The 12,907-nt window shown below is 54.7% G+C and carries 9 protein-coding genes and 2 pseudogenes; 1 reads left to right on the forward strand and 10 read right to left on the reverse strand.

Annotation, left to right across the window (positions count from 1 at the left end; translation table 11 throughout):
- Positions 1-48 precede the first annotated feature (48 nt).
- From EPD59_RS08440 to EPD59_RS23180, 9 genes and pseudogenes are all read right to left on the reverse strand, one after another.
- Positions 49-825 carry a M48 family metalloprotease gene (locus EPD59_RS08440; RefSeq protein WP_133272400.1) on the reverse strand — a complete coding sequence of 259 codons (777 nt, stop codon included), beginning with the start codon at positions 823-825 and terminating at the stop codon, positions 49-51.
- Between the two features lie 339 nt (positions 826-1,164).
- A pseudogene (locus EPD59_RS08445) lies at positions 1,165-2,954 on the reverse strand (ABC transporter ATP-binding protein).
- A gap of 73 nt (positions 2,955-3,027) precedes the next feature.
- On the reverse strand, positions 3,028-4,230 hold the full coding sequence (locus EPD59_RS08450; RefSeq protein ID WP_133272401.1) for an efflux transporter outer membrane subunit: 1,203 nt from the start codon (positions 4,228-4,230) through the stop codon (positions 3,028-3,030).
- Positions 4,227-4,493 (reverse strand): hypothetical protein, encoded by a 267-nt coding sequence (locus EPD59_RS08455; RefSeq protein ID WP_133272402.1) that lies wholly within the window; start codon positions 4,491-4,493, stop codon positions 4,227-4,229. The genes EPD59_RS08450 and EPD59_RS08455 overlap by 4 nt, the downstream gene beginning before the upstream one ends.
- 34 nt (positions 4,494-4,527) lie before the next feature.
- A complete protein-coding gene (locus EPD59_RS08460) occupies positions 4,528-5,697 on the reverse strand; it encodes an efflux RND transporter periplasmic adaptor subunit (RefSeq protein WP_133272403.1) in 1,170 nt (389 codons plus the stop codon).
- A gap of 81 nt (positions 5,698-5,778) precedes the next feature.
- Entirely contained in the window at positions 5,779-6,021 is a 243-nt protein-coding gene (locus EPD59_RS08465; protein WP_133272404.1) for a hypothetical protein, read from the reverse strand.
- A 65-nt stretch (positions 6,022-6,086) separates the two neighbouring features.
- Positions 6,087-7,064 carry an efflux RND transporter permease subunit gene (locus EPD59_RS23170; protein WP_205703502.1) on the reverse strand — a complete coding sequence of 326 codons (978 nt, stop codon included), beginning with the start codon at positions 7,062-7,064 and terminating at the stop codon, positions 6,087-6,089.
- A complete protein-coding gene (locus EPD59_RS23175) occupies positions 7,007-9,070 on the reverse strand; it encodes an efflux RND transporter permease subunit (protein WP_317128528.1) in 2,064 nt (687 codons plus the stop codon). The genes EPD59_RS23170 and EPD59_RS23175 overlap by 58 nt, the downstream gene beginning before the upstream one ends.
- Positions 9,055-9,390, reverse strand: a complete 336-nt coding sequence (locus EPD59_RS23180; protein WP_262712935.1) for an efflux RND transporter permease subunit — start codon at positions 9,388-9,390, stop codon at positions 9,055-9,057. Before EPD59_RS23180 ends, EPD59_RS23175 begins: the two co-directional genes overlap by 16 nt.
- Before the next feature lie 519 nt (positions 9,391-9,909).
- On the opposite strand from EPD59_RS23180, the gene opgC reads away from it, so the two are divergent.
- Complete coding sequence (opgC, locus tag EPD59_RS08475; RefSeq protein ID WP_133272405.1) at positions 9,910-11,091, forward strand: OpgC domain-containing protein; 1,182 nt, start codon at positions 9,910-9,912, stop codon at positions 11,089-11,091.
- A 72-nt stretch (positions 11,092-11,163) separates the two neighbouring features.
- Here the strand turns inward: opgC and EPD59_RS08485 are convergent.
- Positions 11,164-12,857, reverse strand: a pseudogene (locus tag EPD59_RS08485) (MFS transporter).
- Between the last annotated feature and the right edge of the window lie 50 nt (positions 12,858-12,907).

Below are 12,907 nucleotides of genomic sequence, written 5' to 3' on the forward strand. Positions count from 1 at the left end.
TAATTCCTCGAGAGAGGAATTAGCTTTAGACAAAAACTCAACCAAGACTTAGGAAGGGTCGGAAAGGCGGCCTACCTGCTCACCATCGGTATCATAAACGCCACCGTTGGCGCTGACATACAGGCGGCGCTGTTGCCCATCGGTAAGCACATACGGAAACGTGCGGCTGCCGGAGCGTGTCAGGCGGCCCACCACCTGCGCCGAGCGACTGTTGCGCCCCAGGCGCACTACACTAAGACGGTCAGTTAAATAGTATTGCTCATCGGGGTAGTCGCGGAAGGTAATTTTACCAATTACGCTTACCATGGAGCTAGTCGTTTGCACGGGAGTAACCGGCGGATTGCGTTGGGTAAGCACCGCCGGCGCAGCAGAGGGCGCAGAAGCATTACGGCTAGCTACAATCTGTCCGTTGGCACGCTGCCAGCCCTCTCCAATAGCCTTGAGGCGGGTAGGACGGCCAGGGTGCGTAGCTGATGCTTGATCATCGGCAATGACGGCCATAGCGGCCTGCGCCTGGGCTAAGCTAGCGCCCATCTTGCGCAGCACAAAGCCCGAAAACTCATCGGCCTCCAGCTCGTCGGTAGGGTTGCTGCCGCCGGCGCGCAAGGTATGACCATTGAGGTGATGACCCATCTCGTGGGCCAGAATGCTGATACCTGCCCAGTCAGTGCGACCGGCCTGGTTCACAGCCCCCACAAACTGCGGGTTATAGAGCAAATAGCGCTGGCCGTTGTACACCACTGCCGCCGCATTTTGCACTTCGGTAGTGGAACGCAGCTCGAAGCGGGGCTTCAAACCTACCACATCCGTGATTTCGCGCAGCACATCGCGCTGGCCACCCGTACTCGATTGGGCCGTAGCTACGGTACCCGATAAAAAAAGCCCCCAGCAAGCAACAGGCCTGCAAAACGGCGGAAGATGCGGTTGGTTTTCATAGATAAAGCTTGATAAAGTTGACGCTTCACAAAGGCAACTTTCCGGCCAGAGGCACAAAGCAGTCAGCTTGTCAGCGGTTCGAAATCATAACGTTATCTGGGGGCTTTTCGTTTGAAAAACGTAGAAAAAGTAAAATTTAGTTGTCGAGCTATAAAGTAGTTAGGCGAAGGCAACCTATAGCACTATAATGAGCCGCTTGGCATGACCGGCTGGATTTGGGACGGGGCGTTACGCTAAAGCTGGTACGCCTTCGGTGGGGGCATTGGTCGTGCGTTCGCCAATTTGCTGGCGCCACATGGCGTAATACAACCCTTTGGTAGCCAGTAGCTCAGCGTGGCGACCTTGCTCGGCAATGCGGCCGCGCTCCAATACATAGATGCGGTCGGCGTGGAGCACAGTGCTGAGGCGGTGGGCAATGAGAATAGTGATGTGCTGGCGCGAACCGGATAACTCCCGCACCGTCTGGCTGATTTCCTCCTCCGTAAGCGAGTCAAGAGAAGAGGTGGCTTCGTCGAAAACCAGTAACGTTGGACGGCGCAACAAAGCCCTGGCAATACTCAAACGCTGCTTTTCGCCCCCGAGACCTTCACGCCCCCTTCCCCGATGACAGTGTCCAAGCCCTGCGGGGCGCGGGCCAGCAATGAGTCGGCGGCGGCTTGATGTAGTGCACGGAGACACTCTTCGTCGGTGGCTTGGGGTGCAACGAATAGAAGGTTTTCGCGGATGGTGCCAGCGAATAACTGGGTATCCTGCGTCACAAAACCAATCTGCTCGCGCAACTGGTCGAGGTCGAGCTCATCGCCAGGCAAATCGTTGTAAAGAATCTGGCCGCTGGCTGGTGGATACAGACCCACGAGTAGCTTCACTAAAGTCGTTTTGCCCGAACCAGAAGGCCCCACGAACGCAATGGTTTCGCCGAGCTTGGTGTCAAAAGAAATACCATCCAGCGCCGCGTTATTGGCCGACAAATGCTGAAAGCGGACATCAGCAAAACGAAGCGTTTGGATTTGCTCAATGCGCTTCGGATTGCTGGGTTTTACCTCCTTCGGCGTATCCAGAATCTGCTGGTAATTAGCTAATGAAGCCTCAGTTTCGCGGTAGATATTGATGATGTTGCCTAGCTCCTGCAAAGGGCCAAAAATGAAGAAAGAGTAGATGAAGAGCGAGAAGAATTCGCCCACCGTAATGCGCCCGTTGACCACCAGAAACAGCATGAGCAGCAGTATGCCGTTGCGCAGCAAGTTCACGAACGTACCCTGAATAAATGACAGGGAGCGGATGTAGCGCACCTTCTTCAGCTCCAGCTTCAGAATCTTGTCGGTGGTGGCATTGAGGCGCAAAGTTTCTTGTTGGCCCAGGCCCAGGCTTTTCACCAATTCAATGTTGCGCAAGCTCTCCGTAGTAGCACCAGCCAAGGCGGTGGTTTCGGCTACAATTGTCTTCTGTAATACCTTGATTTTCTTGCTTAACACGGAGCTGAGAATACCCAGCAACGGTATGGTAAGAAAGTACACCGGCGCGATAACCCAGTACACCGTAATGGCATACACGACCACGAAAATAATGCCTACCAACGAGGTAAAAAGCACATTTACAAAGCTTTGAATAAGCTTCTCCACGTCGGAGCGTACCTTTTGCAGCTTGCCTAAGGTTTCGCCGGAGCGCTGATCTTCGAATACCTGATAAGGCAATTCGAGCGAGTGGCGTAGGCCGTCGGAATACAGTTGGGCGCCCAAGCGCTGAGTGATGACGTTGACGTAGTAATCTTGGAAGTTTTTGGCAATCCGTGACACCATGGCCACACCCATGGCAGCTAGAATCAGCGTGCCAGCGCCGCGGATGAAGGTGCCCGCGTTGATGTCGTGTAGCTCGCCGCCGGGTTGCACCACGTACTGGTCAATAATTTTGCGGAAAATCCAGGGGTCGAGGAGCGAGAAAATCTGGTTGACGGCTGCCAGAGCCAACGCCAACGCCAATAGACCTCGGTATTGACGCAGATAAGAATAAAGTAGGCGCATGGAAGGGGAGAGTTATGGCTGAAAAGCTGCGAGCCTGAGTAGAAGTTTAAGAAAAGCCCGAGCAATACCCAATTTACTCCCAACTTCCTCCCAAAGCCCGCACCAATTGCACCGTATAGCGCAGCTGATTGGCTTGAGTTTGAACGCGCTGACGCGCCGCATTCAGCGTAATCCGATCGGCATCAACTACCTGAAAATAATCGGCGAGGCCGCGGCGGTAGCGTTCCAAGGTGAGGCGCCCGGCTTGTCGGGCAGCGGTGAGGGCGCGTTGCTGGGCGGCGAGCTGAGCAGTGGTTTGCTGCACATCGGCGAGGGCCGTTTCTACTTCCTGAAAAGCCACCAGGGCCGTTTGGCGGTACTCGGCTGCCTGGGCGTCATAGCGCGCCTGCGCAATCTGTTGGTTGGCCCGCAAGCGGCCGCCGTTGAACACCGGAATTGATATGCCGCCGCCCAAATAGTAGGTGTAGTTATCCGAAATCTTCGGCAAATCGCGAAGCTCGGCGGCTTGGGGACCGATGAAGCCATTGAGTAGAAGCGTTGGCAGACGGGCCAGGCGGGCAGCATCCACGCGGGCGTCAGTAGCCGCCAGCAGACGCTCGGCCTGGAGTAAGTCGGGACGAGTGGTGAGCAGGGCGGCGGGCACGGAGGCAGGCACCTGGGGGGCATTTAGCGGCCCGCGCCGCGGCATTACGCTAAACGTGCTGGCCGACTGCCCCGTGATGGTTGCCAAGGCAGCTTCGAGGCCTTTGCGCTGGCGTTGGGCATCGAAAAAGCTGGCCTCGACGGTGGCCAATTCGGTTTCGGCGCGGCGCACGGCTATTTCGTTATCGACGCCGGCCGTGAAGCGGGCATTGGTAAGTGCCAAGCTTTGCCGACGAGCCAGCAAGGTGCTGTCGAGCACGGCCAATTCGGCGTCGAGGCCACGAATACCGAAGTAATACGTGGCGGCATCGGCAGTCAGGCTGAGTTGTACGGTGCGCAACTCGGCTTCGCTGGCTTCCGATTCAGCTTTGGCCGCTTGCACACCCCGGCGCAAACGGCCCCAGACATCTACCTCGTAGCTCACATTGAGCGGCACATAGTATTGTGTTTGGGTAATGCCATTGGCTGTGGTGGCACCCCCAGTTTCGCCCCCCGCAGCAAATGGCAACGGCCGCAAACCCGATAGGCGAGTGAGATAAGCCTGCGGATCAATGGTGACTTCCGGCTGCCGCGTGGACGTAGCGACGCGAATGGCGGCGCGGGCTTCATCCACGCGAGCTACGGCGGCTTTCACGCTAAAATTGCCCCCAGCGTTTGTTCGGCTAGCTTGGTGAGCTCAGGGTCGTTGAACACCGTCCACCAAGCCGGTATGGCGGGCTGCTGCTTTGCGCTCACGGATGCGGGTGCAGGGGGTGCAGTTGGGGCCGTCGTGCTGGAGCCGTTTTTCCACGCAGGCGGCGCCGACACTTCGGGAGCTTGGTAGCGCGGCGACCGGGCACAACCCATCAAGCCACTAAGTAGCAACAGCGGTAGGAATAGATAGGGAAAAATCCTCATGCAGGGTGACGAACGGTGAATCCCAGGCGGGAGGTTACTTTTCTGATTTCTTATCGGCGGGCGTTTCGACGCGGGGTTTATCGGGGTCGTAGGGGCGCTCGGGCGCTTTCGGCTTCGACTGGCTTCCCGGTTTTTCGTCCTCTTTCTTGGGCTTTCGCGCTTCTACTTGCTGGCCGTCGCGCAGGCTTTCAATCGGATTGACGACTAGCATCTCGCCGCCTTTCAAGCCTTTTATCACTTCAATCTGGTCGCCAAAATCCCGGCCGGGCACGATGGTTTGGTAGCGAATCTTATTGTTTGCCACCACTACCACGCGCGGCTCAATACCACTCGGGACCAGCGCATTGGCGGAGATAACCACGCTGGGCCGGGTGCGCGGCAACTGAAATCGTACTTGGGCAAACATGCCGGGCCGTAGCAGCTTGTCGGTGTTAGGCACCTGTACCTGAGTGAGCAGAGTGCGAGTTTCCTCGTTCAACGCGCCCGCATCGCGAGCCACGCGGCCCGCGAAAGTGCGGTTGGGATACTCAGGTATCAGAATATCGGTTGTCATGCCCGGCTCAATGCTGGGTACAAAATTCTGCGGAATGTTGACGAAGGCTCGCAGCGTATCCGTCTGCTCAATCTTGAAGAGCTGCGTTCCCTCCGCGTTGCTAGCCGACACCAACGACCCGACTTCCACATTGCGTTGGGTAACAATGCCCCCAAACGGCGCCGTAACCCGCCGAAAACCTTGTTGGGCCAACAGCCCGTTGAGCACGGCTTGCTGGGCTTCGTATTGAGCGCGGCCTTCATCTAGCTCTTGCTGCGAAATGGCCCCCGGCAGCTCAATGCTGCGCAAGCGCTCGAAGCTAGTACGCGCCAGGTTGAGGCTGGCACGGGCCTGCGCTACTTGTTGGTCCAGCTCAGGCGTAGAGAGCAACGCCAAGAGTTGGCCGCGCTTTACACGGGCGCCAATGTCTGTATACCACGTTTTTACGAAGCCATTAGCGCGAGCAAACACGAAGGTCTCACGGTTGGAGCGCGTGTCGGCGGGCAGCTCTACGCGGGTCGTGTCGGGAGCAGCAGCGGCGGGCTCCACAGTCACGATCGTGAGGGCGTTGGCGTCTTTTTCAGCTTCTTCTTTCCGCTTTTTGTCTTTGCTCAAGCGCGGTAGCAACCCAATCAGCAACAAGGCCGCAAACACAACTCCGATGCCCAGCATGATCAGCCAAATACGGCGCTTCTTCTTGCCGGGGGCTTTTTTTCGTCGTCTTCGTCGGCAGCAGCCTGTGCTTCCTCCTGCTTATCGTTCTTCGACTTGGCTTCCTCTTTTCTGTCCGCTTCCGCTTCCGGGCTGGGGGCGACGACCTCCTCCAATCCGCGTCGGGCGCGGGCTGGGGGCTTTTTCATGCGCAAACGTGTCTCCCAGCTCCGCCCGTTGATTGGCATTTTCGGGACGAGTGTCCTGGTCAGAGTCGGCGGCGGGCTCCTCGGGGCGCGGGTCGTCCTTGGGCGGGTCTTTGTAGTCGTCGGAGCTAGTAGCCATAAGGTGAGTAACGTAGGGTGAAGCGCGGGCTTCGGGTATCGCAAAATGGGTTGAAGCAGCTACGCTTAGGCAGCTACGCGGTCTTGTTCGGCTTCCTTCTCTTCGGCCACTAACTGCTTCTTTTTGAAGTAGCTAAACACCACTGGCACGAAAAACAGCGTGGTGAAGGTGGCTAGGAGCAGGCCGCCAATAACGGCCCGGCCCAGGGGGGCATTTTGCTCGCCTCCTTCGCCCAGCGCCAACGACAACGGCAGCAAACCAATGATGGCGGCCAGAGCGGTCATTAGCACCGGGCGCAGACGGGTAACGCCCGCATCAATGGCCGCGTCGCGCGGACTCAGGTCGGGTTGGGCCTCTCGCCGTTCGTTGGCAAATGACACCACCAGAATACTGTTGGCCGTGGCAATACCGATACACATAATGGCGCCCATAAGCGAAGGCACGCTGAAGGTAGTTTGGGTTACAAACAGCATCCAGAGCATACCCGAAATAGCGCCTGGCAGGGCCGTAATGATGATAAATGGATCGAGCCAGCTTTGAAAGTTGACCACCATCAGCAAATACAACAGCACAATAGCGCCCGCCAGACCAATGCCCAAACCAGTGAAGGAGGTTTTCATGCTTTCCACCTGACCGCGCAGCTCGATAGTCGTGCCTTTCGGTAGGTTTTTGCTCGTTTCCTCAATGATTTTGCGAATTTCCTTGGCCACGCCACCCAGGTCGCGGCCCTCCACGCTGGCGTAGATATCGACTACGCGCTGAATGTCATAGTCGCTCACCACGGCGTCGGTTTGGTCGCGGCGGGTTTGAGCAAAGCTGCTCAGGAGCTGGGCTTGGGTTTGGGTAAGACTGGTGATGCCAATGGTGCGCACATCATCTAGCGTAGTAAGCTCCCTGGGGGGCGTTTGCACGGCCACCGTGTAGTTCACGCCACTCTCCGGATTCAGCCACTGGTTGGGGTCGGTTTGGGTGCTGGAACTGAGATTTACCAGCACGTTATCGGCAATGTCGGCTTGGCTGAGGCCGGCCCGCTGGGCGCGCACCCGATCGACGTCGAGGCGAATCTGGGGGCTTTTATCTGGAAAATAAATGCATCCACGACGCCCGGAATAGCCGCTATTTTCTGTTGAAGCTGCTTGGCTACTTTCTCGTTAATTTCCATGTCGCGGCCCGTCACCTGCACATCAATGGGAGAGGGCAGGCCGAAGTTCAAGGTCTGATTAACGATGTCGGCGGGCTGAAAAAAGATGGTTAGGTCGGGGTGCTCGCGCTGCACCCGCCGCCTGATTTCGGTGATATAATCCTGCGTTGGTTCGTGGCCTTTTTTCAGCGAAGCTAGGATCTCGCCATCAGCCGAGCTGATAACGGGGTTGTCACTGAGCAGCAGGTTCACCGGAATGCTCGGCAAGCCAATATTAGACAGCACCAGTTCCAGCTCTTCGGCCGGAATCACCTCTCGGATGATACCTTCCACCTCCCGAAACCGCCGCTCTGTTTCCTCCAACCGAGTGCCAGTGGGAGCGCGCACGTGCATGCGCATCTGGCCAGCATCTACTTTGGGAAAGAAGTCTTGCCCAATGAACGGATACAAGCACCCAGAGCCAATAAAAAGAACTGTGAAGCCAATTACCACGGTTTTGCGGTGGTCGAGCGCCCAATTAAGCGCACTCTGATAAGCTTCACGCACCTTGTCAAACCGCTTTTCGAAGGCCATGTGCACCCGCCAAATCCAGCCTTTCTGCATGGCTTTGGCGCCTTCCTTTTCCTCGGCCATGAGGGGCTTTTCCTCATCCTCACCAGCAAGATTAGCGGCTTGTTCCTCATCTACTTGCTGGCGGCGCAGTTGGGCTAGTTCCTTCTCGTGCTCACTTACTGTTTTGCCGTTACGCGTAAGGTCGCTGGGCACTTCCTCGGGGCCTTGCTCGTGGTAAATAGGCAACTCCTTGCGCAGCAGCACGCGGGCCAGCGTGGGCAGCAGCGTCCGCGACAAGAAGTAGGACACGAACAGGACGAAAATAACCGTCAGCGCTAGCGGCGTAAAAATGTCAGCCGATACGCCTGAAAGGAAGAAAATCGGGACAAACACGATGGCTAATCCTAGGGTAGATACCAAGGCCGGTAGCGCTACTTGCGAGGCGCTATCCAGAATGGACTTTTTCACCCCTTTGCCCATGCCCATGTTGCGGTGAATATTCTCAATTTCCACCGTGGCGTCGTCTACCAGGTTGCCAATGGAGAGAGCAATGCCGCTCAACGTCATGATGTTAAGTGTCTGCCCAAAGGCGCGGAGCAACATGATGGTGACCAAGACCGAGAGCGGAATCGAGATGGTAATGATGAGCGTGGACCGCCATGAGCCCAGAAACAGCAGAATCATCAGGCCCGTGAGAGCCGCCGCCACGCAGCCTTCCACGGCCACCCCCGAAATGGACGAGCGCACAAAAAAGGATTGATCAAACAACAGCTTCACATCCAGCCCTTTCGGCGAGGTAGCCACTACATTGGGTAGCTCTTCTTTGATCCCGTCGATAACATCGAGCGTGCTGGCCAGTCCGCTTTTAAGAATGGGAATAACTGCCGTGCGCAGCCCATCTTGGCGCACAATATTGGTTTGGACAGCTGCGCCCTCGTGTACAAATGCTACGTCGCGGATATATATCGTGACGCCGTTTACCTCCTTTACTGGCAGGTCGTTGAGGGTGGCAATCAACTCAGGGCTGCTGTTGAGGCGTACGTCATACTCCCGGTCGCCAATTTTAGCGGTACCGGCGGGCAGAATCACGTTTTGCGTCGTCAATGCATTGACCACATCGTTGCCAGAGAGACCTTTGCCCGCCAACGCATCCGGCTTCAGATCAACCATGATTTGCTTTGACCGACCACCGTTGGGCACCAGCAAAGACGCCCCTTTTACGACCGCCAAGCCCGGCCGCACAAAGGAGCGGCTGGCGTCGTATAGGTCGGCTTCGCCCAGGGTTTGGGAGGAAAGACTAGCCTGGGCAATGGGCACGTTGGCCGCCGAGTAGCGGATAATCAGTGGGGGGCCAATGCCCTGGGGTAAGCCCGAATGAGCGTGGCCGTAATAGCCGTGAGCTGGGCCACGCCCGCATCGGGGTCGGTGCCGGGCTGGAAGAACACTTTAATAATGCCGACACCCTTAATAGCGCGCGACTCTAGGTGCTCGATGTTGTTGACGGTGGTGGTGTACACGCGCTGGTTGACGTTGAGCACGCGCTGGTTCATTTCCTCGGCGCTCATCCCCGAATAGCTCCACACCACGCCCACCACCGGGATGTTGACCTCGGGAAAAATATCCACCGCCATGGTGAAGATGGTCAAAATGCCCCCCGCTAGAATTACCAGGGCCATGACAATAAAGGTGTACGGACGCGAAAGCGCCAAGCGAACCATCCACATAGGCTAAAATAGAGATAAGAATAAGCGCCGACTCAACAAATGCGAGTTGGTGGCGGGCATTACTGTTGAGGTACGTATGCGTAGCGGTTTTGGCGAATAGAAATCGATTTTGGGACTAATTCAGAGTACCAACCACTTACAAAGCGGAAGGTTAGGCTAAAGCCTGATAGGCAAGTGTTCCTCGCGTCCGCTTTTATGTAATAAAGCGCCAATTCACATCTGGGAAGCAGCCCTGTGTAGACCCTATTAGTTGGCGCTCACCCATGCTTTCTGATCCGCGGCTATGCTTAGGCTGGCATAAATTCATACCCAGCATCGGTGAGTGAAGCCTCAAGTCAGACTGTAAGAGGCGCTAACTGTAAATAGTTAAATATTAGTTAGTTATAATATAATAAAAATAATATCTATGAAAGTTGATCTATTGTTCTTATCTATCGGGAAAATTATAAAATATTGAAATTAATTATAACTATGAAAAGAATTCATGCCCTCGATTTCTTCAGAGGTATAATGCTGATTTTGATCACAGTAGATCATTTTCTATCTGAGAAAGACATCGTCAGACACTTTACATATGAGTTCATTGGCTGGGTGACTGCTGCTGAGGGCTTCGTATTCTTATCGGGGCTGACAGCAGGCATTATATATACTCATAAGCTGAATAAAAAAGGTGAGCGTTATACAAATGAAGCAGCAAAAAAGAGAGCCTGGTTAATTTACAGGAATCATATAGCTATTTTGCTCTTTGCTTTAATAGCTGTACTATTTGGTTACGGATTGAATGAATATTGGGTAAATCATTACAGCTTGTTTGCCGAAAATCCATTCTTATCAATATTCTTAGGTGCTACATTGTTATATCAGCCTATATATTTAGATATATTACCAATGTACGCAGTCTTCATTTTATTTGTGCCAATAGTAATTAAATACTTCGAAAAAGGAATTGTTTGGCAATTATTTGCTTGTTCAATTGGATTATATATGTTCCCAATTTTTATGGGATCCAACATATTAAATGACATAACGCAGATCAGGGATATAAATACTGGCTTCTTCAATCTACTTTCTTGGCAATTCCTGTTCTTTCTAGGCTTATTTTCAGGATTTAGCTACTACTATGGCAAGACAAACCAGTGGCTGAACAATAAATATCTATTACTTTCGTCATTGATTTTGTTCTCTGGGCTCTTCTTAATAAAGAACCTGCATGTTAATTTGAATGGGCTTGATCTTTTATTTTCTAAAAATATATTAGGCCCAGTAAGACTTATAAACTGTTTGTCAATTGTTTTTATTATAGCGTTTGTATCTACTAAAAAGCTGCATTGGTTTTCATCTAAACCTATGTGTTATTTGGGTCGATACTCATTAGAGGTGTATTCATTCCATGTGTTGCTGATAATCTTATTAAAACCTTTGAAGGAAGAATTTAGCGATTTCTATTCAATTCAAATAACACACTATTTCTTTGCGTATCCATTAGCCTTATTAATGATTTTATTATTAATAGTGCCTGCTTTATTTCTGGCTCCGACGCTATTAAGGAAAAAAACATATGTACTTCGTAAAACGGAAGCTATACCTCCATATGAAGATGCGGAGTTGGCAAACGATAGCCTTTCATTAGAAGAGAACAAACAGCTAGTCTAAAAGCCAGCACATTGCTTCTGCTTGCATTTGCGATAGAGTAAGCTTATTTAGTGGAACAGGCAGACCATCTTTCTAAGCCGAGGTTTCGCCGGCAGTGCTGGCAATGTGGCGGGTGCTGCCTGGAACCATCACGCGGGGCGGTTGAATTGGCTCGGCATGGAGGGCTAGGAGCCGGGCCACCACGGGCATTTCAGGGCCAATATGGAGCTCTCGGGCGCGAACTTTTACAGCGGCTTCTTCCCGACTTACGCCCCGGTCGTGGAGCTGTTCGTACTCTTCCCACGATTCTACCATAAAGTACTCCACCATGCGGATCGGGTCAGCCAGATCGACGTAGAGCCCGACGCGGATGGCGCCTTCGCGGCGGCGGATGCGGCTTAGCTCCTCCATGAGTGCCGCAAAGGCTGAGCGGTTGGCGGGGCAATGCGGTAGGTAGTAGTGATGATGATAGGCCCGGCGTCCGGCGCTGGCTCTTCCTCGGCTAGCACGGGCGTAGGCCGCGGGCGGGCGGGCGTAAAGTCGAGGCTTTCGGGGGCGTTAATAAGCGAGTAGCGGAATACCAATAGCGTACTCAGTCCCAACCAGATAGCCGCACCCGACAACGCCACCGGCAAGCTCCAATGAGTAGCCACCATTCCCCAAACTACGCTACCCAGTGCCATACCGCCCTGAATAGTAAGCAAATACAAGCTGATGGTGCGGGCCTGCACCCAGCGCGGTACCACCGTTTGTACGCCCACACTGAAGGAGTTGAGCACCAGCATCCAGGCCAAGCCCACCAGCACCAGCAAGCCGTAGAGCAGCCAGTGGTTGTCAGCAAAAGCCAGCCCCAGCAGGCCCATGGAAAAGGCAATAGTAGAGAGCGTTACGCGATGGTCGATGGTGAGGCCGCGGTTGAGGCGAGGGAGCACCACCGCCCCAATAACGGCTCCCAGACCCATACACGAAAGCAGGGTAGAGTAAAAGGAAGTGGGCAATTGTAACCGCTGAGAAACCACGGCCGGCATCAACGCCAGCAGGGCGCTGGCCCCGAATGTAAAGCTGACGCCTCGCACCAGAATCCGCTGCACTGGCGGCGCAAATCGGGCATACCGAATGCCGCCCCGGATAGCGGCCACCACCCGCTCGGTGGCCAGGGTAGAGGTAGCCTGAGGCTCGCGCTTCCAGCGCCACACCATGTAAATAGTAGCCAGAAATGACAGCCCGTTGATCAAAAAAGCACCCCCGGCCGAGTAGTAGCCAATAACTATGCCTCCCAAGGCTGGCCCAAAAGCCCGCGCCAGATTGAAGCTCACGCTGTTCAGGGCAATGGCCTGAGGCAGTTCGGCGCGGGGGACCAGCTCGGGTGTTACGGTTTGCCACACCGGGTTATTAAGCGCGCCGCCCAGGCCCAGCATAAACGTGAGCAGGAGCAGCAGCCAGGGGGTGGTGAGGCCCATGAAGGTTAGCAAAGCCAGCAGCAGCCCTAATGAAGCCATCCAGGTTTGGGTGAAAAGCAGCATCCGGCGCCTATCTACCAAGTCAGCCAGCGCGCCGGCGGGTAAGCTGAGCAGAAAAACCGGTAGGGCCGAGGCCGTCTGGAGTAAGGCCACCAGCACGGGCGAAGGCGTAAGCTCAGTCATCAGGCCCACGGCGCCCACGTTCTGCATCCACGTGCCGATGTTGGACACAAACGACGCAATCCAGAGCATCCGGAAAAACGGAATTTTGAGTGGGGCGAAGGGAGAAGTGGAGGTAGGCTGGGTAAGCGTAGTGGAAGCAGGCATGGGGGGCAAATCTGAAGCTAAGCCGTGCGCGGGCGAACCGTTTAGCCTAC

The organism is Hymenobacter radiodurans (assembly GCF_004355185.1).
Taxonomy (GTDB): Bacteria; Bacteroidota; Bacteroidia; order Cytophagales; family Hymenobacteraceae; genus Hymenobacter; species Hymenobacter radiodurans.